Source organism: Mesorhizobium sp. P2_A8, from assembly GCF_056404935.1.
Map to the genome: position 1 here is coordinate 354,234 of NZ_JBFUDB010000011.1, position 21,289 is coordinate 375,522.

20 protein-coding genes are annotated in these 21,289 nt (G+C 60.2%); 6 read left to right on the forward strand and 14 right to left on the reverse strand.

Going from position 1 to position 21,289, the window contains the following annotated elements; all coding sequences use genetic code 11:
• Positions 1 to 298: 298 nt before the first annotated feature.
• From AC1D10_RS31110 to AC1D10_RS31150, 9 genes are all read right to left on the reverse strand, one after another.
• Positions 299 to 1,201: a GGDEF domain-containing protein gene (locus AC1D10_RS31110; RefSeq protein WP_477278628.1), complete on the reverse strand. Its 903-nt coding sequence runs from the start codon at positions 1,199 to 1,201 to the stop codon at positions 299 to 301.
• A 620-nt stretch (positions 1,202 to 1,821) separates the two neighbouring features.
• On the reverse strand, positions 1,822 to 2,067 hold the full coding sequence (locus AC1D10_RS31115) for a MoaD/ThiS family protein (protein ID WP_379099002.1): 246 nt from the start codon (positions 2,065 to 2,067) through the stop codon (positions 1,822 to 1,824).
• Entirely contained in the window at positions 2,067 to 4,331 is a 2,265-nt protein-coding gene (locus AC1D10_RS31120; RefSeq protein ID WP_477278629.1) for a xanthine dehydrogenase family protein molybdopterin-binding subunit, read from the reverse strand. The genes AC1D10_RS31115 and AC1D10_RS31120 overlap by 1 nt, the downstream gene beginning before the upstream one ends.
• A gap of 1 nt (position 4,332) precedes the next feature.
• The gene (locus tag AC1D10_RS31125; RefSeq protein WP_379098996.1) at positions 4,333 to 4,809 is read right to left on the reverse strand and encodes a (2Fe-2S)-binding protein; all 477 of its coding nucleotides are present in this window, start codon (positions 4,807 to 4,809) and stop codon (positions 4,333 to 4,335) included.
• A complete protein-coding gene (locus AC1D10_RS31130; protein ID WP_477278630.1) occupies positions 4,809 to 5,669 on the reverse strand; it encodes an FAD binding domain-containing protein in 861 nt (286 codons plus the stop codon). Before AC1D10_RS31130 ends, AC1D10_RS31125 begins: the two co-directional genes overlap by 1 nt.
• A 149-nt stretch (positions 5,670 to 5,818) precedes the next feature.
• Positions 5,819 to 6,823: an aldo/keto reductase gene (locus tag AC1D10_RS31135; protein WP_477278631.1), complete on the reverse strand. Its 1,005-nt coding sequence runs from the start codon at positions 6,821 to 6,823 to the stop codon at positions 5,819 to 5,821.
• A gap of 175 nt (positions 6,824 to 6,998) precedes the next feature.
• Positions 6,999 to 7,229: a hypothetical protein gene (locus AC1D10_RS31140; protein ID WP_477278632.1), complete on the reverse strand. Its 231-nt coding sequence runs from the start codon at positions 7,227 to 7,229 to the stop codon at positions 6,999 to 7,001.
• Positions 7,230 to 7,424: 195 nt separating this feature from the next.
• Positions 7,425 to 8,027: a general stress protein gene (locus tag AC1D10_RS31145; protein ID WP_477278633.1), complete on the reverse strand. Its 603-nt coding sequence runs from the start codon at positions 8,025 to 8,027 to the stop codon at positions 7,425 to 7,427.
• 27 nt (positions 8,028 to 8,054) lie between these two features.
• Positions 8,055 to 8,810 (reverse strand): DUF4142 domain-containing protein, encoded by a 756-nt coding sequence (locus tag AC1D10_RS31150; protein WP_477278634.1) that lies wholly within the window; start codon positions 8,808 to 8,810, stop codon positions 8,055 to 8,057.
• A 1,023-nt stretch (positions 8,811 to 9,833) separates the two neighbouring features.
• Between AC1D10_RS31150 and AC1D10_RS31155 the strand changes: the two genes are divergently transcribed.
• Positions 9,834 to 10,142 carry a DUF1236 domain-containing protein gene (locus AC1D10_RS31155; protein ID WP_477278635.1) on the forward strand — a complete coding sequence of 103 codons (309 nt, stop codon included), beginning with the start codon at positions 9,834 to 9,836 and terminating at the stop codon, positions 10,140 to 10,142.
• A 1,331-nt stretch (positions 10,143 to 11,473) separates the two neighbouring features.
• On the opposite strand, the gene AC1D10_RS31160 is transcribed toward AC1D10_RS31155, so the two are convergent.
• Positions 11,474 to 11,662 (reverse strand): hypothetical protein, encoded by a 189-nt coding sequence (locus AC1D10_RS31160; RefSeq protein WP_477278636.1) that lies wholly within the window; start codon positions 11,660 to 11,662, stop codon positions 11,474 to 11,476.
• Positions 11,663 to 11,701: 39 nt separating this feature from the next.
• Complete coding sequence (locus AC1D10_RS31165; protein ID WP_477278637.1) at positions 11,702 to 11,923, reverse strand: hypothetical protein; 222 nt, start codon at positions 11,921 to 11,923, stop codon at positions 11,702 to 11,704.
• A gap of 362 nt (positions 11,924 to 12,285) precedes the next feature.
• Here AC1D10_RS31165 and AC1D10_RS31170 point away from each other — a divergent pair, with 362 nt between their 5' ends.
• From AC1D10_RS31170 to AC1D10_RS31180, 3 genes are all read left to right on the forward strand, one after another.
• Positions 12,286 to 12,570 (forward strand): hypothetical protein, encoded by a 285-nt coding sequence (locus AC1D10_RS31170; RefSeq protein WP_477278638.1) that lies wholly within the window; start codon positions 12,286 to 12,288, stop codon positions 12,568 to 12,570.
• A 285-nt stretch (positions 12,571 to 12,855) separates the two neighbouring features.
• Complete coding sequence (locus tag AC1D10_RS31175; protein WP_477278639.1) at positions 12,856 to 13,020, forward strand: hypothetical protein; 165 nt, start codon at positions 12,856 to 12,858, stop codon at positions 13,018 to 13,020.
• A 2,491-nt stretch (positions 13,021 to 15,511) separates the two neighbouring features.
• Positions 15,512 to 15,685 carry a hypothetical protein gene (locus tag AC1D10_RS31180; protein WP_477278640.1) on the forward strand — a complete coding sequence of 58 codons (174 nt, stop codon included), beginning with the start codon at positions 15,512 to 15,514 and terminating at the stop codon, positions 15,683 to 15,685.
• Here AC1D10_RS31180 and AC1D10_RS31185 read toward each other — a convergent pair.
• Complete coding sequence (locus tag AC1D10_RS31185) at positions 15,682 to 15,873, reverse strand: hypothetical protein (RefSeq protein ID WP_477278641.1); 192 nt, start codon at positions 15,871 to 15,873, stop codon at positions 15,682 to 15,684. The two genes, AC1D10_RS31180 and AC1D10_RS31185, sit on opposite strands and share 4 nt — an antisense overlap.
• Before the next feature lie 21 nt (positions 15,874 to 15,894).
• On the opposite strand from AC1D10_RS31185, the gene AC1D10_RS31190 reads away from it, so the two are divergent.
• Together AC1D10_RS31190 and AC1D10_RS31195 are read left to right on the forward strand one after the other, a co-directional pair.
• Positions 15,895 to 17,799, forward strand: coding sequence for an EAL domain-containing protein (locus AC1D10_RS31190; protein WP_477278642.1), 1,905 nt, complete (start codon positions 15,895 to 15,897; stop codon positions 17,797 to 17,799).
• Between the two features lie 552 nt (positions 17,800 to 18,351).
• Positions 18,352 to 18,552, forward strand: a complete 201-nt coding sequence (locus tag AC1D10_RS31195) for a hypothetical protein (RefSeq protein ID WP_477278643.1) — start codon at positions 18,352 to 18,354, stop codon at positions 18,550 to 18,552.
• Between the two features lie 1,506 nt (positions 18,553 to 20,058).
• Here the strand turns inward: AC1D10_RS31195 and AC1D10_RS31200 are convergent.
• Together AC1D10_RS31200 and AC1D10_RS31205 are read right to left on the reverse strand one after the other, a co-directional pair.
• The gene (locus tag AC1D10_RS31200; RefSeq protein ID WP_477278644.1) at positions 20,059 to 20,262 is read right to left on the reverse strand and encodes a hypothetical protein; all 204 of its coding nucleotides are present in this window, start codon (positions 20,260 to 20,262) and stop codon (positions 20,059 to 20,061) included.
• A gap of 171 nt (positions 20,263 to 20,433) precedes the next feature.
• Positions 20,434 to 20,733 (reverse strand): DUF1236 domain-containing protein, encoded by a 300-nt coding sequence (locus AC1D10_RS31205; RefSeq protein ID WP_477278645.1) that lies wholly within the window; start codon positions 20,731 to 20,733, stop codon positions 20,434 to 20,436.
• Positions 20,734 to 21,289: the final 556 nt, after the last annotated feature.

Here is a 21,289-nt window from a genome sequence, read left to right on the forward strand (position 1 = left end):
GCCGGTACGCAGCCTGCCTAAGCTGCCATCTGCAAGCGCGAGCTTGGCACGGAGGCCTGACGGTGGGCAACAATCTTCTGGCGTCGACGTTACAGCATTCGGTCTGGGCGGTTCGAGCAATCAAATTAGCTGGCTATGTCTCAAGATGGCGGGAGCGGCATTTCTACCGCCGTGACCTCGCGCGACTATCCAGCGTAGCGCCACACATGATCGACGATATTGGCTTGACGAAGGACGAAGTGGAGTCTGAACTTGCAAAGCCATTCTGGCGATGATCGGGTCCTGTGCGACAGACCTATCAAGCTGCCAAGTGGATGCGATTTCGGCCGGCTATTTTTGCGGAATAGAGGGCAGTGTCGGCCCGCGCCAGCACGTCGGCAACGATGTCGCTCACCTGGGCCGTCGCGATACCTGCCGAGAAAGTGTATCCAAAATCAGGGCGATCTCTGAGGGGTCTTGAGCTGCGAATAGCGGCTAGCATGCGCGCCACGATCAGCTCAGCCGCGTCCGTTGATGTGTTCGGCAGCACCAACAGAAATTCCTCACCTCCGACGCGGCCAAAACAATCGCTCCGTCTTACTTCCCGCTGGATCCGCGTTGCGAAGTCCCGCAAGATAGTGTCACCCGCCTGATGTCCGAACCTGTCGTTGACATATTTGAAGTTGTCGAGGTCGAGCACGCAGACGCAGCCAAGTTCATTGCGCGATTCCGATCGCCGGAGCATTTCTTCCAAACGGGCGGTCACAAAGCGTCGATTGGCAACCCCGGTGAGCTCATCCGTATTAGAGGCCTTTATAGCTACGTCCCGGTCTTGCCGAACCGATCGTCCGCTGGCCCGCAATTTGGTGATGTCGTTGGCGATGCAAAGCATCCAGCCTTCACGGTCAACAGTCTCCGTCATCCAGAGCCAGCGTCCTTCGACAAGATCCGTCTCGAATGCCCTGAACCCGATCTTGCCGCGTCTCGACAGCGTGGGGATCAACCAGGCTTCGAAATCCCGCTCCTTTATGACGGTTCCTCTGCCCGCATAAAAATTGCGGCGCATGAGATCCGGCCACAACGGCGTCTCGTCGGGATCAACGAAAAATGCCGAACGAAATGCTTCATTTGCGTAGCGTAGGCGATCGAAACTGTCATACGCCGCCACCAACACCGGCGTGTGATGGTAGAGATGGAGAAGCTTGCTGGAAATCTCATCCATCCCGCCTTCTTACAGGCTCAGGCTTAAGGGGAAATTACCCGGCGGGGGAGGCCAATGGTATTTTCAATGGAACGCTAATATACATAGACGGTCGAAGGAGCAGCGCCTGCCAGATACTGAGGAATGCCATGCGAAGATTCATCTTCACGGCAATATGTATCGCCGCCGCAACAGCTGCCAGCGCCCATGATTGGTACGAAGACAAGATTGACCCGCAGACGAAATTCAAGTGTTGCGGTGGCTCTGATTGCCGCGCCATACCTCGTTCTTCGGTGCGGTTAAGGGTCGATGGCGGCTATATTTACTTGCCGCACAATTTCATCATCCCACGGGACCGTGTACAGGAATCCCAAGATGATCAATTCCACATCTGCGAGAATACCTACGTCGTAACCAATCAGCTGTATCTGCGTTGCTTTTTCGCACCCCGCGTCAAGATCTCTCTGCTTCTCCCCAGGCCAAGGTAATTACCGCACGCTAAAGAAATGTACCGGCCACTGTGGGCGATGGCCGCAACCGACATGACCGCGGCGGCGGGTCACCCGTCGGTTGCTCTCCCAGCAGCTGTGATTTTGGCAGGCCATGTCTTTGCCGTCGATGGCAGCGAGACGCTTGTCCGATTATCCCCCGGCAAGACGCGGCAGCAGGAAAATCTCAGCGCCTTTTGGCAATTCCTTCGACCAGGTGTCGCGATAGATCGTCCCGTCGATGGCTACGGCGATGCCGCGGTCGATCAAGGGCTCTATGCCGGGATACTGTTCAGCCAGCTTCCTGAACAGCTCCCTTATGTCCTTGGCCTCGATCTCGACCTTGTTCTTGCCTCCGGCGGCCGCGCCAAGCGATCCCCAGAGCGTCACTTCGACCATCAGCCTGCCCGTTTCGTCTCGATCGCCGCCAGGATGCGTGGCGGCGACATCGGGATATGCGTCATCCGCACGCCGGCGGCGTTCGACACCGCATTGGCGATCGCCGCCAGCGGCGGCACGATCGATGTCTCGCCGACGCCGCGCACCCCGTAGGGGTGGTTGGGGTTGGGGATCTCGAGGATCTGCGTGTCGATCATCGGCAGGTCCGAGCAGACCGGGATGCGGTAGTCGAGGAAGCCGGGGTTCTGCAGCCGCCCGTCCTTGCCGTAGATATACTCCTCGTTGAGCGCCCAGCCGATGCCTTGCGCGGCACCGCCCTGGTACTGGCCCTCGACATAGGTCGGGTGCACCGCCTTGCCGGCATCCTGCACCACAGTGTAGCGAATGACCCTGGTGGCGCCGGTCTCGGGATCGACCTCGATATCGCAGATATGGGTGGCGAAGGAGACGCCGGCGCCATCGGCGACGAGCTCGCTGTGGCCGGCGATCGGTCCGCCGGTCGTGCCCGACGCGAGCGCGATCTCCTTCAGCGACAGCTGCCCAAGATTGCCGTGCTTCTCGCCCTTGGCAATCGCGTGGCCTTTTTCCCAGACGACGTCGTCGACCGAAATGTCCCACATCTGCGCGGCGCGTTCGCGCAGGATTTTGATCGCGTTGCGCGCGGCCGAGATGGTCGCCATGGAGGACGAGAAGGTGCCCCGGCTGCCGTCCGTCATGTCGTTGTAGCCGAGGCTGGAGGTGTCGGCGACGATCGCCTTGACCTGCTCATAGGCGATGCCGAGTTCCTCCGCCGCCACCAGCGACAGCGATGCGCGGGAACCACCCACATCGACGGTACCGACGGCAAGCGAGACCGAACCGTCCATGCCGATGTTGAGGTCGGTGCAGGTCTGGCCGCCGAAGTTGAACCAGAAGCCGCAAGCCATGCCGCGGCCCTGGTTCTTGCCCAGCGGCGCCTTCATGTGCGGATGGTTCTTCACCGCTTCGAGCGTCGGGCCGATGCCGATCGGGCCGTAGACCGGGCCGTAGGACGATCTGGTGCCTTCCTGCGCGGCGTTCCGGATCCGGAACTCGACCGGATCCATGCCGATCTCCTTGGCCAGCTCGTCGACGGCGCTTTCCACCGCGAACGCCGCCATCGGCGCCGACGGCGCGCGATAGGCCGCGGTTTTCGGCCGGTTGACCAGCACTTCGTAGCCGACCGTCTTGACGTTATCGAGCTTGTAGCAGGCAAACGCGGTCATGGCGCCGATCTCGGCCCAGGAGCCGGCATACGGGCCGCAGCTATAGCGCAGCGTCGCTTCGGCCGCGGTGATGGTGCCGTCCGTGCGGGCGCCGATCTTGATGTCGATCGAGGTGGCGCTGGTCGGGCCCGAGGCGCGGAACACCTCGTCGCGGGTCATCACCAGCTTGACCGGTCGGCCGGCCTTGCGCGACAGCGCCAGCGCCACCGGCTCGGCCCAGACATGGGTCTTGCCGCCGAAGCCGCCGCCGATCTCCGAGGAGGTGACGCGCAGCTTCGAGGCTTCCATGCCAAGCAGCTGCGCGCAGTGCTGGCGGTAGACGAAATGACCTTGGGTGCAGACCCAGAGGTCGGCGGTGCCGTCGGAGCTGACGCTCGCCACGCAGGCATGCGGCTCGATATAGCCCTGGTGCGTCTGCTCGGTCTTGAAGGAGCGCTCGACGATGAAATCGGCGTGGCCGAAACCCTGATGGACATCGCCATGGCCAAACTGGCTGCGCTTGGTGACGTTGGAGGGTTTTACCGGCTTTTCCTCAAGGCCTTCGGTGAAGATTGCGTCGTTGATGAGAGGCGCGGAGTGCTTCATCGCCTCGTCGACGTCGGTGACATGCGGCAACAGCTCGTAGTCGACCTCGATCAGCTTCAGCGCCTGCCTGGCCGTGCGGGCGTCGACCGCGGCGACCGCGGCGACCGCATGGCCGTCATAGAGCGCCTTGCCGCGCGCCATGCAGTTGTCGAGGACGTCGTACATGGCGGCGTCGCCATCGGTGAGGTCCGGCAGATCGGCAGCGGTGATCACCGCCTTGACGCCGGGGAGCTTCTCCGCCTTCGAGGTGTCGATCTTCCTGATTTTCGCGTGCGCATGCGGGCTGCGCAGAACACGCCCGACCAGTTGGCCGGCCATGTTGAAGTCGGCGCCGTAGCGGGCGCGGCCCGTGACCTTGTCGACGCCGTCGGGACGGATCGGGCGCGTGCCAACGGATGTGAATTTGCGCCCCGAAAAACGTGGATCGAAATTCATCTCAGGCTCCCTTCATCACGGTGGCCGCGTCCTGGACGGCGCGCACGATCTTGTCATAGCCGGTGCAGCGGCACAGGTTCCCGGCGAGGCCGAAGCGGATTTCCTCCTCGGTCGGATCGGGGTTCTTGGCCAAAAGGTCCTTCGCCGCGATCAGGAAGCCTGGCGTGCAGATGCCGCATTGCAGTGCCGCGTGCTCGAGGAACTTCTGCTGCAGCGGATGCAACTGATCGCCATGCGCCATGCCCTCGACGGTCTCGATGTGCCGGCCTTCAGCTTCCGCGCCGAGCACCAGGCACGAGCACACCAGGCGGTCGTCGAGGACGATGCTGCAGGCGCCGCAGTCGCCGGTTCCGCAGCCTTCCTTGGCGCCCGTCAGCCCCAGGCGATCGCGCAGGACATCGAGCAGTGTCTCGTCCGGCTGGCAAAGATACTCGACAGTGTCGCCGTTGATTGTGGTTGAGACTGCTACACCAGCCATCATTTGCCTCCTGCGCGCGCATAGGCGGAAATGGCGGCCCGCTTGGCCAGCACACCTGCAACCTTCCTTCTGAATTCGATGGTGCCGCGCTTGTCGTCGATGGGACGGCAAGCTCCCGAGCAGACCTTGGCGAGCCTCTCGAGCGCGGCTTCGTCCAGCTTGGAGCCGATGAGAACCTGCGCGGCCTCCTCAACCAGAAGCACCGTTGGCGCCGCGGCGCCGATAGCCACGCGGGCCGCTATGACGACGCCGCCCTCATCGAGCGTCAAATTCACGCCGGCGCTGACCACCGCGATATCCATCTCGGTGCGCGGAATGAAACGCAGATAGGCATCGCCCGAGCGCGGCGGGCGCTTGTCGAGCAGGATCGCCTCGATGATCTCGCCTTTGGCCAAGGACGTCTTGCCCGGCCCGGTCGGCACGCTTTCGACGGGAATCGTGCGCCTGCCCGCCGGGCCGACGACCGATGCCCTGGCGCCGGCCGCGACCAGCGCCGGCACGCTGTCGGCAGCCGGCGAGGCGTTGCAGAGATTGCCGGTGATTGTGCAGCGCCCCTGCACCTGCTTCGAGCCGATCAGCTTGGCCGCTTCGACGACGCCGGGCCATGCCTTCTTCAGGACAGCGCTCTCTCCCAGGACGGCGCAGGGGACCGTGGCACCGATGCTGAAGCCGTCGGCCGTTTCCCTGATCTCGCTGAAGCCCTCGATCGCCTTGATGTCGACGATCAGGTCTGGTTCGACAAAGCCGCCCTTCATTCTCACCAGCAGGTCGCTGCCCCCGGCGAGAATGGCGGCCGTACCGGCCGACCCGGCCAGCTGGCCGACGGCATCTTCGATTGAAAGCGGACGTATGTAGCGCATCGTCTCCCCTTGGTCATCACGATCTCAGCGACCGTTATAAACAGTCTCCCCATAATGGCTATCCGGTTCGTCATTTGCGTCGATTGGGCCAGGCGGCGCAAAAACGAGTCCCAATGACCTGGCGTGCCCCGCTGAATGGCAGAGCCCCTCTACCGGTCGACCATCGCCAGACCGCGCTCGCCATAGCGCGGGCCGGAGATTTTTCCCGGCGCGAGCGCCTCGTCGAGCGCGGCCATCTCGGCGGCGTCGAGCGTGGTCGCGGCGGCGGCGATGTTCTCCTCCAGATACTTCCTCCGCTTGGTGCCGGGGATGGGCACGATGTCGATGGCGAAATCCGTGCCCTTGTGGAGCAGCCAGGCCAGCGCGATCTGGCCGGGCCTGGCGCCCTTGCTCGCCGCGATGTCGCGCACCTTGGCGGCCGCCTCGACATTGGCGTCGTAGTTTTCGCCCTGGTAGCGCGGGTCATTGCGACGGTAATCGCCCTCGGAATAGTCCTCCGCGCGCTTGACCTCACCGGTGAGGAAACCGCGGCCGAGCGGCGAGAACGGCACCAGGCCGATACCGAGTTCGCCGAGCAGCGGGATGATCTCCGGCTCCAGATTTCGCTCCCACAGCGAATATTCGCTCTGCACCGCCGACACCGGATAGACGGCATGCGCCCGGCGGATGTTGGCCGCACCCGCCTCGGACAGGCCGAAGAAGCGAACCTTGCCTTGCGCGACCAGCTCGCCGACCGTGCCGGCGACATCCTCGATCGGCACGGCCGGGTCGACGCGGTGCTGGTAGAGCAGGTCGATATGGTCGGTGGCGAGCCGGCTCAGCGAAGCGTCCACAACCGCGCGGATATGCTCGGGCCGGCTATCGGTCCCGTCGAGCTGTTTGCCGTTTTCGATGCGGAAGCCGAATTTGGTGGCGATGGTCACCTGGTCGCGCTTGCCCTTCAGCGCCCGGCCCAGCAGCGCCTCATTGGTATGAGGGCCATAGACCTCGGCGGTGTCGAGAAAGGTGCAGCCGAGTTCGATGGCGCGGTGCAGCGTTGCGATGGATTCGGCCTCATCGGCCGGGCCGTAGGACTGGCTCATGCCCATGCAGCCGAGGCCGATCGCCGAGACGTGCAGCCCCTGGCTGCCGAGCTTGCGTGTTTTCAGGGTCATGGCTGGCGTTCTCCGGTGGGGGGATGCCAGACTTATAGCAGCCGCCCGCTCAATTCCCACAGCCCGTTCTGCCGCATCGCGATCGAGGGCACGGTCAGGGCGGTGGGGTGAAATCAGGCTCTTTCGCCGCCGACGTCGCCACGTCCAGTCTCGCAGTGATTTCGAGAGGGGAGCCTCACATGTTCGAGGCGACGTCGCGGGAAGACAGTGGCTTGGGCTTGTGGGCCGGACGCTGCCTTGTCGGGTGCTCGGCGGCGCGGGGAGCGGCTTTGACCGTCTTCTCGGTGTTGGGGCTCACGGTCTGGGGGTTCCCGGTCTTGGGATTCGGGCTCTGGGGCGCTTGCGCCTTGCGGCGCTTGAGCCAGCTGGCAGACAGGTCGGCAAGGAGACTGCGCAGGTCTTTCACAACATGCTCCTCCTGTTGGGCGACCGGATAATTTCCAAAGGCCGCACTTGTTCCCGCGTGAGTATGAAGGACGCTGACGGTGCCGGCGGGAGCGCGTCGCTGCTGAGCAAATGCACCGGTCCGGCGTCGAAGCGCTGGATCTAGAAAAGGGACCTCCCGGCATGGCTCGAAGGTGTGCCGCCGGGAGGTCTCGTATTAGAGTCGGTTCACGTTGCGAACGCCGTCGCGGCCGATTTCATTTGAGGTGTAGTTCTCGGCATCGGCGTCAAACCCGGTCCAGCCGTCGGCCCGATATTGGCTGCGACGCTCCTCCAGATTCACGGACTTCGTCTGTCCCAGAATCCTTTCGGCCACGTCCTCGAACTGGTCGTCGACCTTGGCGGTGACCAAAGTGCCGCCTCGGCGGACGCCCTCTGCATAAACGTGGGCGTCGTTCTCAGGCACGCCGGAATCGGTCAGCGCCCCGACGATGCCGCCTGCAGCGCCACCCACCACGGCACCGCCCACGGCGCCGACTGCCGTGGCAGCCAGCCAACCAGCGGCGACTACGGGGCCGACGCCCGGAATGGCCATGAGGCCAAGCCCGGTCAACAGTCCGCCGGCTCCGCCGACAACGGCACCGAGGCCGGCGCCATCCGCGGCATCGTCTGCGGCCTTGGATCCGTCGTTGTCGTGCCAGTTGTCGGCGTTGTTGGCGACAATGCTGATATCGGAATGCGGAATGCCGGTGGCTTCCAGTTCGCCAACGGCATCGGAAGCGTCGTCATAGTTGTCAAACAGGCCGGTTACGGTTTTCATCTGTTGGATCTCCTTGATGTCGGTTGATTAATTGGTGCCGGCAACGACGTTGCCCTGATAGTCCAGCGACACTGCAATGGCCTTGCCGCCCTTCGTTGCCTGGCCTCGCCAGATGCCCTGATCGTCCTTGGCCAGCTTGGACACATCCGAGAAGCCGGCATCCTGGATGCGGTCCTTGGCCTGATCCTCGGTGAAGCTGTTGGCACCGGGAACGGGCGCCGACGGGTTCGCGGTGTCGGTCGTGGTCACCGCCGGCGTCGTGGAGGTGGTTGCCGCTGACTTGTCACCCACCGTGGAAGCGATCTTTTCGATCATCTCCTGATGCATCTTCAGTGTCGGAACGGTTTCCTGGGCGAAGGTCTTCAACTCGGGGTTGTCGCCGTCCCTGGCATAGCTTTCGAACAGCTTGACCGCATCGGAATGCGCATCGCGCTGCATCTGGACATAGGGCCCATCGATCGGGTCCGTGGCATTCTGCAGCGTGTCGACATCACTCTTGTGCTTGGCGTCCAGTTCCTTGGGGACTGTCAGCTTCTGCTCGCCGGCGATCGACTCGAGCTTGGCGTTGGCCGCGCCGTGGTCGTCGATCATCTTGTGCGCGAAATCCTTCACGCTTTGGTCCTGCGCTTTGGTTTCGGCAATCTTGCTCGAATTCACTTCGAACATTCCGCCGGCTGCTGCCTTGTCGACAAAGTCTTGTGCGCTGTCGGCGGCGAGGGCGGGCAGGGCGAAAGCCATAGCTGTAGCGGTGGCCAGTGAGGCCATTAGTAGGCGGGTTTTCATGGGGATGTCCTTGTTTCTGCACACATGTGCCGTGGAGCTAATCTGCGTCCGCGGCCTTTGTTCCGGACGATCGGCAATAAGCTCCCAGGACCCGTTCGGTTATCGCGCTTTGGCAGATCGGCGGGCAGGGCCCTGTCTGGCGGATGAACGCAACCCGCTCTTGCGTGCTCACCGTGTCACTCAAGGAGGGAAAGACCTGCGACTTAAGTCCGCTCATGAAACGCATTGGTCTTGCCAGGCGCGCCTCGGGAACGGCCAGCTCTCACGGTCGTTGTCTGCTGCAGATTTGCTGGAGGAAAGCTGTGGACAGGAGTGTTGATCAAGCGCGCTGGTTGCTCGCGCCGATCTTCGCGGTGGCCATCACCTATCTGGTGATTGGGATTACCCTCGGCTGACCCGACCGACCCCGCGTTTTGCCATCGGCGCAGCTATGTCCCTTCCTGCGCTGGTAGGGTTCGCTCGCCGCTCCCGTGCGGCGGGCGAACCCTCAAGTCTCAGTAGTTATAGTAGGTCACGGCAACATAGACCGCCGGTCCAACGATCAGGCAAATCCCCATTCCGATAACCAACGCAATGCCTAGGCGCTCTGTGCGCCTGACAATGTCATCGACCTTGGCGTCGTCAGTGGAAGGGATGAGGTCAAGGACGGACAAAACCTCCGGGACACGAGCCTTGTTGTCATTCGCGGGTCGGTTTTCGCCATCGCGCGTGCTCGGTTGGATAAAGGTCACGGTTTCGCCTCGCTGCCGGGAACGCCTCGCCGCCGCTGCGGGGACGCTGGATCTGGTGCCCCGCTATGGGGAATGGTGGATGGACACTCGTTTGGGTGCCGACCAAGGACTCATGCTCGGCGGCGCCGTTGTAACGCATTTGCCAGGCATAGGTTGCCTGTTAGGACTTCAGTCGTACCACCCTCGGACCTTGGCCTTACCCGCGGAACGCAATGCCGCAGGGGTCGTTGCTCACCTGTGATGGGCAGTCAAAACCTGGCTGCCAGGTGACGCAACGGAGAAAGATTTTGCCATGAAGAAATATCTTGTCAGTACAGTCGCAGGCCTCGCGCTCGTCGCTGGAGTTGGTGCTTCCTTTGCGGGAGACGTCGTGATTCTCAAGCCGGAGCAGCAGACGGTGGTTCGCGAATACATCCACAAACAGAAGCTCGCATCAGTCAGCCTGCTTGGTGTCGAACTCAACGTCGGCACCGCGCTCCCGGACACGGTCGAGCTTCACCAAATCGACGTCCCCGACGTCAAATACAAGTATACTGTCGTCGGAGATCATGCAGTTCTCGTGGATCCGGATACACGCAAGGTCGTGCAGATCATCGAGTAACCTGCTGTGGCAGGCCAGCCCGCTTCCCGATCTGTTTCGGGAAGCGGGCAAATCGAGGCTTTCACACGGATCGATCCCGGTTGCCGTGCCGGAACATCTTTCTCGCGCCCCACCTCGTGTGCGGCGCGACGCGCTCGTTAGAACCATAAGGGCGCTGGCCAGCAAATGGAACTCAAACAGCATTCGGAGATTTCTCCGTTACAATTTTCACAATTTTATGAGGATGCCTAATGTTCACCGACAAGGAGACAAGGTTTCTGGAGGCGGGCCTGCTCCTGGCCGTGCCTGTCTGCGTGGCGGTCACCGCGCTGATCGCTGTCTTCGCCTTGCCCTGGGTATGATGGGCAATAGCTGGATGGGCTGCCGGTGCGGTGTCGAGGCTTGGCAAGCCGGCCACGAGGACTGTTAGAAAGAACCGCTTCCTTTTCGTCGCGGCCGACCCTCAAGGCAGGCTTTCACAGGCAGAAATCGAACGCTTTTTGGTGGCAGCGCAAGCGCTGGAGCTTATCCGCCTGTTTATATCTGACACCTATGAGCCCTAGCGGGCCATGCGGATTTGCGGGTAGTGACAGGCAACGTCGAGTTCATCCAGTGGAACACCACAGGACCGAGGCGGGTCCCCTATGGCTGGGTAGCGCCTTTAGGCCAATTGCGCGATTGCTAATATGCTCATAATCAAGCAGCGCGGGGGACGTCTAACGCTTCCCGCAGTGGCCGGTGTGGTCCGTTGCCCCCACGGTGGAGCCCCCACTGCACCGGCCATTCCGCTACGGCTGGGTAGCGCCATTTGGTCAGCTTGATATCTTCCCGGTTGCGCGATTGTCGCCGCTGCCCACGGACGGCAGCGGTATCTAGCTCCCATTCGATGGAACGGGACATCGCCGGTGAACTAGCCCCGACGGCATGGTTGGGACTTCAGTCTTAGTCCCGCCAATAGGATTAGTTGCGCAGTTTCTAATATTCCATAATTTAAGCAGCGCGGGGAACGCAACCCCTTCCCGCAGTGACCGGTGCGGCTTTCGCATCCCCAAGATAGCCCCAAGGCCGCACCGGCCATCGTATCAAGACGGGTTGCGCGCGCTCGCTTTTTGTTTTTCGAGGAACTGCTCGGCGTGTTCGCCCCATTCCGCAGCCGCGATTTTGTTTTCTTGAACAGATCTCCTGAAAGCCTTGCGCAGAGCGTCAAGGTCAATAGCCCACAGCTTTTCGTTCCGATTTCGCGTCGCCCATCCCCATTAAAATGACGACAGGCTCCGCAAGTTTAGGCCTTCAAGGACGGAGCCTGACTTTTTGGGTATGAACTGCGCGGGTCAACGGCTTGGTAGCGCCAGCTACTTCCGCACAATCCATTCGAGCAACTCGGGTTCAATGTCGGCGCTACCCATAAACTCGGTGATCAAAAGCGTGGCTTTCGCCCGCCATTGGTCGTCGGGAATGTTCTGTTCGAGGACGGATTTTATGAAGGCGCTGCGAATGATGTCGCAGTCAAAAGCCGATATCTGAATACCTGGCTGGTCCATGATGCCAACTCCCATGAAGGGCGGGAGCACAATGAACTCTCAAGCACCGATGCAGCCCACTACTCGCCCGGTGACGATGTGATTCATATCCCCTTCGCTCACGTGTTCAATGGGATTCGATTGTACGTTTTTAACCAAGCGGCCGGGCACGTTGTCGGCTAGCTGGCGCGCTCTAGCTCCCGCATGCGGCAACCCCTCAAGAAGCCGCAGTGACCGACGCGGTTTTTTAGGCAATGCTTTCACCGCAACCGCGTCGGTCATTTAAGCGAGTTGCCATCAGCGACCCCTTCAACGGAATTCGCCACAACGTCTGTGACGAAAAGCCTTGAGACGATGGTAGGCGGCCTCGTCGCCGCTATGGAACGCGTCCAGGGGGACGTCACCGAAATCCGGCGCGACATCAAGGACGGTGACGCGCGAACTGCGCTCGCCTTGACCAATAGAACAGCGCCTCAGCATCACTCGTTACCGCCTATTGGTCAGAGATCTGGCGCGCTTTGCGGGGCGGCTGACCTGGCCGCCCACAGGCAGGCCGATTTCGTTTTGGCCGGGAAACTTTTTCAGAAGAGCGAAGTTTGTTCAATAAGCTGCCGCTTTGGCAGCCTCAAACGGAGGATTTTTCCATGAACCTGAAAACGCTCACGATGGGCGCGATGGCGCTTGCGATAATGACTGGCTCGGCTCTTGCTGGCAACACATCGGCGCTCGATGACCCAGCTAAGATGTCTCCCTTCTTCACCGATGCCGGTATGAAGACCATGAAGTCGGAGGCGGAATTCAAAACCGCCTGGATGGCCATGACGGAAGAAGACCGCGCAGCCATGATGAAGGAATGCGGCGACGAAGCCATTGCCAAAGAGCATGACAATTTCTGCAAAATGACCAAGCAACTCGGCGGCGCCAACTAGCCGCGCTCAATGCGGATCGATGAAGTGGCGTGCTTTGAGGCGCGCCATTTCGCATGTGCCGCTGCACAGGTCCGGCGCACTGCCAAACGGCGGCAGGCTTTTTGTATGTTAGATGAAACTAATGCTGCCTTCTCAAGTTACCCCTCCGGCCAGCATAACGTCCCCGGGCTGGCAACCAAGGGAGCCCGCCACCTTTGACCCAAGGTGGCGGGCTTTTTGCGCTCTAAAGCGTCCGGCCGGTGCACTCTACAGTGGAACATTAGGGGTCTCTAACGGTTCTATGTGTTGGCGATTTCCGAAAGCATCATGGGCACGGCAATGGCAGTATTGGCGTTTGAGACGGTCTATCTTTTCGGCCTGACGGGGGACGACCTGTTAGGTGGGGTCGTGTCGATGGTGGCGTGCATGCTGCTTTTCAACGCCATGGCGAAGGATCGCTCAAACCCATAGGCACGCGTGAAGAAGAGTAAGGGCCAACGCCTGCTCCCGCCGTCGCTGGTACATCCGCAGTCGACGGCGGGTGCCGGATTCGAAGCTTGCACCGGCCACTGCGGGAGGTCCCGCGCTGGTGAATTTACATCCAACATCAGCAGTCACTCAACTAAGGCTAAGTGCGGGTGGCCATCATCCTTTCAGGGGCTTTCCTCGCCGTCCGTGCCGTTTTATGAACGGCCCTCCCGTCCGACCACATCGCGTCCCTATCATCCGCCTTTGCATGCCGTCTTATCGTCCGAGCTTGATCGTGCGGCAAACATTACCGGGGACACCACTGTGGCCCGTGCTCTGCCTCCCCCGTCAGGGCGCCGCGGCATTGTCAGGTTCGCAAGGCGGCTGGCCTTTGAAGTCACGAGCAAGGCATCCATACTTGTCGAACGTCTGCCCGGTTTCCCGCGCAGCTTTGGCCATGCCGCAGCCCGAAATGGCCAGGCAGCAGAGCAGAGCAATCGCGGTTCTCATAACGAGCATCGATCCATGTCTGCCTCGGGGTAAGTTCATAGCCGTCCGGGAAAACGCGAGGCTGCATTGTGACTTCTCTGACATCTGACGTTCCTCATGGCGCAACTCGCCCGCGCGGTGCGGTCGATACCGTTGCGGGTGTGATTCTGAAGGGTCTCAGCGTCACCACGCGTTTAGCCAGTGTGGGGTGCCTGTTATCGGCGGTCCAAGTCCCTGACAGCTTCGTCCTAAGGCTTCGAACATCCTCCCGGCAGGGCAACAATCCTCTATTTGGCCGGCGCTGCGGGACAAGCGTTCAATTCGAGCTACCTGTCGCTGCTCCGGAGAAATGGATCGGACGCGGTAGCCCGCCTGAGCCTGGCACGTGCGGGTGATGCCCCCATCTCCCGTCCGCACCGCACCGCGTCCTTAAAGCCCGCTTAGCATGCCATTGCGGTGTGAGATATGTTCGCCAAGTAACATGCCAGTGAACACCGAGCGCGATAGACCCCTCCACCGCTCGTTGACCTTGCGCTGGTTGATCCCAGCACTCCCAGATCTTTGCCGCTGCCGAAAGGTGGCGGGCTTTTGGCATTTTAGATGAAACTAATGTTTCTGCAGAAAGTTAGTTCTCGGCCAGCTAATGTCCCTCTGCTGGCGTCTTTGGAAGCCCGTCACCCTCTAACCCAAGGTGGCGGGCTTTTTGCGTTCATGGGCCGAGATCGAGCGGTTTGTGTCCGGGCCTCTCATGCCAAATGATTTGCCGAAGGTCTCCCCTATCAACCAACTGGCCGCAGGTTGGGACTGTAGGCCGGACAGGCATTGCTGCTGCAGATGCGGCATGCGCGGCCCTACTTCCATTGCAGGTGCCGCTTACCCCCAATCTCCAAGTTGATCAAACGACACTTGTTCCCTTAGCCTACCAAGATGTTCGCGCTCGTAGCTCAATCAGGTGCGCACTCGGCAGGGGGCAATTGGGGCCTCGCCGCTTCGCAAATGGAGCGGCGGGCTTTTTCATTTAGGGCCGAGACAGAGGGTTCGTTGCAGGGAGGGGTGCCATGCGAGAATTGCCGTCTAACGTCGATGCGGATGCCGTGATTGAAGTCGGCCGTTACCTGGATGATCACGCGAAAACCACACCAGTTTCGATATCGGACGCGATACGCGTCGTTAGACGTCGGGCGCCCACAACTTGTCCCGGCGATGGGTGGCTGGAGGAGCTGATTGTAGAAAGCGCCGCGACCAGAAAGCTCGCCCTCTTGTTGGACAACCACAATTAAGGGGCGCGGGGCCGGGCCAAGCAAACCGCTGCTGACCCTAGTCAAAGCTGGCGCACTGACGGAGGCGGAACGGCTTCACAGAAGCATTGTCCAACCGCTTCTATCCCCTAGCAGCGATCATTACCGGGCGCTGCAACGCACGCATGAAGCGCTGTTGAAGACGGTCAAGGATATCACCGGCAAGGATGCGCCATTCATCCGGCGGAACGGGACAGGGCCAGTGAAAGGGTAGTCCTATTGTCGAAGCAGTGGTTGCAAAGGCCAAGGTGGCTAGCAGTTGCCGACATAGGGTCGAATGGCTGGCCGCAATGGATGCATTCGATCTTGGCAACGGGCCCATACCGCTCGTTCGTCGCCGCGTGGCGGCTCTTGAGATAGTCCTGAACTTCCTTATCCGGGAACACAGACTTGTCAGACATACGCCTTACTCCACACTCTACGGGGAAGCCTTATATCAGAAATGGCTAATATTCAAAGCCGCGCGTTTTGGTACCGTGTTCCCTCCACGGCACGTACGCATTTCGAGGCGGCAGAGAAGGCGCTTGGGCACGGAGTAACCCTGCGCGGCGATGCAGCAGATGGGTCCGTGTTACGGACCTCGTGGTCACAAAGCCGACCCGGTTCCGGCTACTTTGAATTCAGACGAAGGGTAGGCCCTACGCCTGGGTAGCGCCGGAACCAATCCCTGTCGGTTGCCGTTGGGTCAATAGGAAGGGACATCCAATATGATTCAAACCGTGGCAACGCCGCCGAGCGCGGTTCAAGGCTTTACAGTGGTGCAACGCCTCATGGCCGAAACTGGCATTACCGAAGCACAAGCTATCGAGCTAATCGCCTTCCTGGGGCTCAACTGGCCATCGCTGGTGCGTGAGGCCAAACTGTTGAACCCGAGGCACTAGAGCCGCACGAACTTTTCCAGCCCTAGGCGTATCCGCTGGCCTTCCGCAAAGGCTAGGGCGTAGGATTCCAGCTCGAATGTCAGGGTTCTTTCTTGGTCTTGCCCCACCACGCGGACGTGCCATTCGCCGCAGGCTTCGACCACTTCAACGCAAGGGTGGACCTTGCCATTCATGGTTACGCTGTCCATCGCAATTCTCCTCCAAGAGCAATGGGAAACGTCGATTTTTATAAGTCCGCCGAAATCGGTCTTTCAATTAAAAAAGACATACGCCCCTACATTTTTGCCGTGCCCTCGCTGGCTGCTCGCCGGATTGCAAGACCGCTGGGCGTGACCGCCAGCCGGTCGTGTTCTTCACCGTCATTCCTGACTCCGAAGGCCAGCTACGGGAGCGGTACCGCGACTGGAACCGACTTTCGAGCGGAAGCCACCGGCTTGACGGAACATTCGCAAAGGGGCTGGCTCGCTGAATTTAGCTATTTGTTTTCTGTATTCTTAAGCTTGTTGGCGCAGACTTACGGCGGGAGGTCGGTATCGATGCACCCAAGAAGCGTCATTTTTGTCGCCGTGGGACTTGGATTACTCGGTACCGCGGTCCCGATAGCAGGCGCGGTCTACCTCTCGTGGCAAGCAGCCGTGGCAGATGACACGGAACGGCTGAGCCAACTCGCCGATCAGGCGATCGATAGAACAGTTTTCATGTTCAATCAGGCGACCCAGGTGCTTCGTACCATAAGTGCCTCCGGATACATCCCGTGCTCCTCCGACCACATCGCCGAGATGCGCCGCCTTACCATGAACGCACGAGCCGTCGACGAAATCGGATATTTCGAAGCGGGCAAACTTCGCTGCACGTCCTGGGGGCTGACGACCGTCGACGTCGCCCTGGAGCCAGGAACCTTCAGAACCAAAGGTGATATCGAGGTTACGACAGACATGAGTCCACGTGTCACCCGTGGCAAACGGATGATGGCTGTCCAACTCGGCAGCTACAACGTGCTGGTCGACCCGATGCGTATGTTCGATGTCATCGGCGACCCAGAGGTGAAGCTGGCCGTGGCTCATGAGAGCGGAAACCTTGTTGTTGCTGATGATGACGCGGGTAGGACCCTTTTCGATCAGGCGCGCCGATCTTCATTCAGCGATGACTTTATCGTAGCCCACGCAAAGCACGGCGAATGGCAGGCTGCAGCGGCGCTGCCCCGCGCACAGACCCGCCGGCATCTCTGGCGCGAACTCCTGTTTATGCTGCCCATCGGTGCAGGAATGGCGGCGATCATAGTGGGGATTGTCGTCTATTTCTCACGCAAGCGTTTGTCCCCTGAAGGTGAACTTGCACTCGCAGTCGCGAATAGGGAATTTGTGGTCCAATACCAGCCAATTCTGGAGCTCAAGACTGGTGCCTGCACCGGTGCCGAAGCATTGGTGCGGTGGCGACGTCCCGACGGCTCAATGGTGCGGCCAGACCTGTTCATTCCACTCGCCGAAGAAACAGGCCTGATCCTGCCGATCACAGATCAGGTCATCGCCAATGTCATCGCCGATCTTGGCGCCGCACTGATAGAGAACCGTGACCTCCATATCGCGATCAACTTTGCCGCTGTGGACATGAAGACGGGCCGCGTTCTTGACGTGCTGCAGTCCGCATTGGATGGAACCGGTATCGAACCGCAGCAGATTTGGCTTGAGGCAACCGAGAGGGGATGCCTCGATTTGGAGCCTACAGTTCAGACGATCACTCGCGCCAGAGCGCTTGGTCACGCAGTCGCGATCGACGATTTCGGCACGGGCTATTCGAGCCTCCAGTACCTTGCCAAGCTGCCCCTCGACGCCCTTAAGATCGACAAATCGTTCGTTGATACGATCGGCAAAGACACGGCTACGAGCGCGGTCACCCTACACATTATCGAAATGGCGAAAGCGCTCAACCTGCTGATTGTGGCCGAAGGCATAGAGACCAAGGAACAACTCGACTATCTGGTCGAGCACCAGGTTGGCTTCGGACAGGGCTGGCTCTTTTCGAAACCAGTTTCTGCCCTCGATTTTATGGACTACTTCAACCGCAGGAAGCCTCGTCGCACTGCCGTGGCGACATTGGTCCATTCAGCGGCCTAGATCGCAGGCCCTCAGCTAGGTAAAGGCTTGTGGCTGAGAGCAGAGAAAGCCCGGTCGGGCCGGGCAATAGGAGATCTTGGGGAACACCGCCCTTGGCGGCGGGCTTTTCCATAGCACCGCGCCTTGCCAGGTCCCTCGATACCAGGAAGATGATCCTCTCGTTGCGGCGACCTTCAACGGAGTTCGCCTATGGCCAGAAGCAAACTTCACAAGCAGCTTTCACAAGGTAAAATCGGCCGCTTTCTGAGGGTGGCGGAACGGCTTCACAAGAGCATCGTCCAATCGCTTCTATCCCCTAGCAGCGATGATTACCGGCAAGGATGCTCGGTTCGGTCCGGTGCAGGCCACGCTTGATGGAACATTAGCCGTCTCGAGTAGTTGATTTGATGCTGCGGATGCCGCTGCTTGGCTCCGTCGCAAGGCTGGTGGGCATACATCAGCAGAGGCCCGCGTCATCTGGTCCCCTCCGTGGCGCGGGCTTTCTACGGGAAGGTGGGGCGCCGACCTCACCCGCAGGGATCTCCTGTGCGACGCGCGATCATGGAGTGCGGCATGGCCAAGAGTTTGAGGCAGGCGTATCTCGATGCGCAGGACGAGTTGAAGCGCGCCGGCATCAGCGATGAAACGCGCTTGCTACTGCGGAAGTACCACGCTGTGATCGAGTACCACAGTCTTTACGAAGAGGTACTGCCATTCACTTTCGATCTGGATGACGATCTGGATGAGGACGGCAACGACATGTCGCCCAACTAGCTAGCGCCCAGGAAGCGGGCTTAACGGAACATAAGCAACCTCTAAAAGTTTCTCGCTTACGGCAGGGTGCTTCACCCCATCCCTGCCGTAGATCAGGTACGCACTGCCCTGATCGGCCCGCGTTCTCCGCCAGAGGCGCGGGCTTTCATTGACCAGGGGAGACCGACAAGCCGAGCGGTGGGTTTTGTTGGTAGAACCTCAGAGCATCCAGCGCCCGCTCGATCTACCGTTACATAAGCCCGGACAGGTGGATTAGGTGGGCAACTCGCATACCGAGACCAATGGTGAACTCGCCTTGATTAGTGGCAAAGTCCCAACCGAAGAATGCAGCCCAGCCAAAAAGCAGAACCGAGAAGCGCATTAGAGGATGCTAAGATAGGCATGTTGAAAAAATGTTAAGCCGACTCTCGATCGCATAAGGCCCATGTGCCCGCAATGGGTCACTACGCTTGGCACCCTCGATCTAAGCGCAAGCCTTGTCCTTTCCTCAGATCGCGCCAAAGCAGCGCCACTGCCAAGAGCCGTCAATCCAAGATTTTCTGATACAGACGCTTGTGGGACTGATGACTGGCCCCGATCGGCGGCAAAGCGCCTCGTTCAGGCTGTAAGTTTCGTACAATCCCGCCCTGCGCGCGCCCGTCCATCTCGCCGTCGCTTCGCAAATGGTCGGCGGGCCTTCGACCTGGCAGTGGTTGGAAGCCGACTTTCGATCGGACCTTGATGATGGAACATTAGCGACTTCTAAAGGTTTTTCGCTTGCGGCAGGTGGTGCCCTCCATCGCCTGCTGAAGATCGGGTCTCCGATCGGCCCGCGCTTAAGCCGAGAGCGCGGGCTTTTGCGTGGCGGCTACCCCCTTCACTATGTGGCACGGGGGTGTTGCCGCTGCGGCTGAGTAGCCGGACTAGGGACTTCAGTCTTAGTTGAGCTATCTCTAATATGAGAATAGCTTAAATAGCCACAGATTGGGCTGGGGCGAGGACCCGTCGCTTCCCAAATGGGGCCTTTTGAGGGTTTCGACGGAGCGGCCCGGCACCTTGTTGGGTGGGGCGGGGGCACCGGGCCTAACCGACCGGATGCTCGCGAACATCGCAGCCGGCTGGAAACTTTATGCGCTCCTGCTAATCTAAAGTGAAGCATCGAATGAAGGAACGCGACACGTCGTGAGCGTCTTTGAGAAGCCGCACCGCAATGGGCTGGCAACGGTCACTAATCGATCCGCCTAATACGGCCCTTTTCGAGGCGGAAGACCCCGGAGTTGCCGCCTTGCTTCTCGAAGTCGGTCTGCAGTTCATCCCACGTGCCGAGGTACTGTCCGCAATCATCGCAAACGATTGGCGTCTCCGGGCGAGCGTCGTGCGGGATTCTCAGCCTTATTGTGAGACAGTAGGGGCATTCCAATCGATGGTCGAGGAATTGCGGGTGGGACATAGCGATGGAGACTCCACTCGGTGGGGTATCCCTACAAGGTCACCCTAAGGGGCCCCGATGCTCCTTACTCCGCCGACTTACTCCGCCGACCCATTGTCGGCAAAGGGTGAGGCGCTCGGGATGCACTGCAGCGACCAACCGGGCGGTGTTGGCTGCTTTTGATATTCGGCGATGGCGGCAGCGCATTGTTCACGCTTGTCGAAGGTGCTGGGCAGCACGACTATTCCGCCTTGCGGACCGGAGATTACCAGATACCAGATCAACGCTGCGGTCGAAGTCATGGGATATTCATTCTTCCGCTCGGGAGCCTCGATGGGTCAGACGATATCAACTAGACTTCGACCGGGTGGCGAAAGCATGGCCGGCGCGCGCCTAGCTGGCTTTCACCCTTGAACTGGCGTCGGCGGGGAGCCCGCCACCACATAGGCGGCGGGCTGCAGCCATAGGTGTGGTCAGTCATAAACCTTGATAATCTTGCGAGTGCCCGGTTCCACGAGAACCGTCCGATTGTCGATTACGACATAGCGGTATTTGACGTCGGGCACTTCATGCAGCTCGACAGTGTCGGGCAGCGCTGTGCCGATATTGAGTTCAACGCCGGGAACCTTTACCGATGCCAAAGGCTGCTTCTTCACATACTCATGGATGACCGTATCCTGCTCAGGCGTGATGATCACCTCCTCAGCAGCGACCGCGCCGACACCAGCGAAGAGCAACAACGCCGCAGCAGCGCCCGTAAGATGCATTTTCATGACTTTCTCCTCTTGCGGCCGGCGCACCACGACATCCTAAGCCGACCTCCAAGCCGAACTTGGGATAACCTCAAACGTTCCGGGGTTGGGGCTTCGGTCTGGCGGCGCGTAGGGCTTAAGTCTGATCGCAAAACGCAATGGTCTTATGCGTGCCCTTGCGTGGAACAGCATGCGTCGACGGTTATTGTTTCTCCGGAAAGCTCGGAGGAATCAGATGGATAGAAGTGTTAGCCAGGCGCGCTGGTTGCTCGCACCGCTATTCGGGACCGCCGTCATCTTTCTCGTGGTCGCAATAGTGCTTGGCTGACATTTTTTGCAGATCGGCGCAGCTACGTCCCTTCCTGTGCTGATAGGGTTCGCGAGCCGCACGGCGGTTGGCGAACCCAATTGTACCGGGCGCAAAGCCTGCCTTTCCCGGCCGCGCGCCTTAAGAGTTGGTAACATTAGAGTTGTGTAACACTGGGAGGCTTTCTATGGATCGGCGATCCTTCTTGACAGCAATGTTTGGCATTGCAGGGGCCGCGGCCTTTGCAAGCGCGGTTCGGCCTATCAACGC

Bases quoted from the DNA above. Each gene is read 5' to 3' on its own strand.
- AC1D10_RS31110 (WP_477278628.1), bottom strand. From the start codon at position 1,201: ATGGATGAGATTTCCAGCAAGCTTCTCCATCTCTACCATCACACGCCG.
- AC1D10_RS31115 (WP_379099002.1), bottom strand. From the start codon at position 2,067: ATGGTCGAAGTGACGCTCTGGGGATCGCTTGGCGCGGCCGCCGGAGGC.
- AC1D10_RS31120 (WP_477278629.1), bottom strand. From the start codon at position 4,331: ATGAATTTCGATCCACGTTTTTCGGGGCGCAAATTCACATCCGTTGGC.
- AC1D10_RS31125 (WP_379098996.1), bottom strand. From the start codon at position 4,809: ATGGCTGGTGTAGCAGTCTCAACCACAATCAACGGCGACACTGTCGAG.
- AC1D10_RS31130 (WP_477278630.1), bottom strand. From the start codon at position 5,669: ATGCGCTACATACGTCCGCTTTCAATCGAAGATGCCGTCGGCCAGCTG.
- AC1D10_RS31135 (WP_477278631.1), bottom strand. From the start codon at position 6,823: ATGACCCTGAAAACACGCAAGCTCGGCAGCCAGGGGCTGCACGTCTCG.
- AC1D10_RS31145 (WP_477278633.1), bottom strand. From the start codon at position 8,027: ATGAAAACCGTAACCGGCCTGTTTGACAACTATGACGACGCTTCCGAT.
- AC1D10_RS31150 (WP_477278634.1), bottom strand. From the start codon at position 8,810: ATGAAAACCCGCCTACTAATGGCCTCACTGGCCACCGCTACAGCTATG.
- AC1D10_RS31155 (WP_477278635.1), top strand. From the start codon at position 9,834: ATGAAGAAATATCTTGTCAGTACAGTCGCAGGCCTCGCGCTCGTCGCT.
- AC1D10_RS31160 (WP_477278636.1), bottom strand. From the start codon at position 11,662: ATGGACCAGCCAGGTATTCAGATATCGGCTTTTGACTGCGACATCATT.
- AC1D10_RS31165 (WP_477278637.1), bottom strand. From the start codon at position 11,923: ATGACCGACGCGGTTGCGGTGAAAGCATTGCCTAAAAAACCGCGTCGG.
- AC1D10_RS31170 (WP_477278638.1), top strand. From the start codon at position 12,286: ATGAACCTGAAAACGCTCACGATGGGCGCGATGGCGCTTGCGATAATG.
- AC1D10_RS31180 (WP_477278640.1), top strand. From the start codon at position 15,512: ATGATTCAAACCGTGGCAACGCCGCCGAGCGCGGTTCAAGGCTTTACA.
- AC1D10_RS31185 (WP_477278641.1), bottom strand. From the start codon at position 15,873: ATGGACAGCGTAACCATGAATGGCAAGGTCCACCCTTGCGTTGAAGTG.
- AC1D10_RS31190 (WP_477278642.1), top strand. From the start codon at position 15,895: ATGGGAAACGTCGATTTTTATAAGTCCGCCGAAATCGGTCTTTCAATT.
- AC1D10_RS31195 (WP_477278643.1), top strand. From the start codon at position 18,352: ATGGCCAAGAGTTTGAGGCAGGCGTATCTCGATGCGCAGGACGAGTTG.
- AC1D10_RS31200 (WP_477278644.1), bottom strand. From the start codon at position 20,262: ATGACTTCGACCGCAGCGTTGATCTGGTATCTGGTAATCTCCGGTCCG.
- AC1D10_RS31205 (WP_477278645.1), bottom strand. From the start codon at position 20,733: ATGAAAATGCATCTTACGGGCGCTGCTGCGGCGTTGTTGCTCTTCGCT.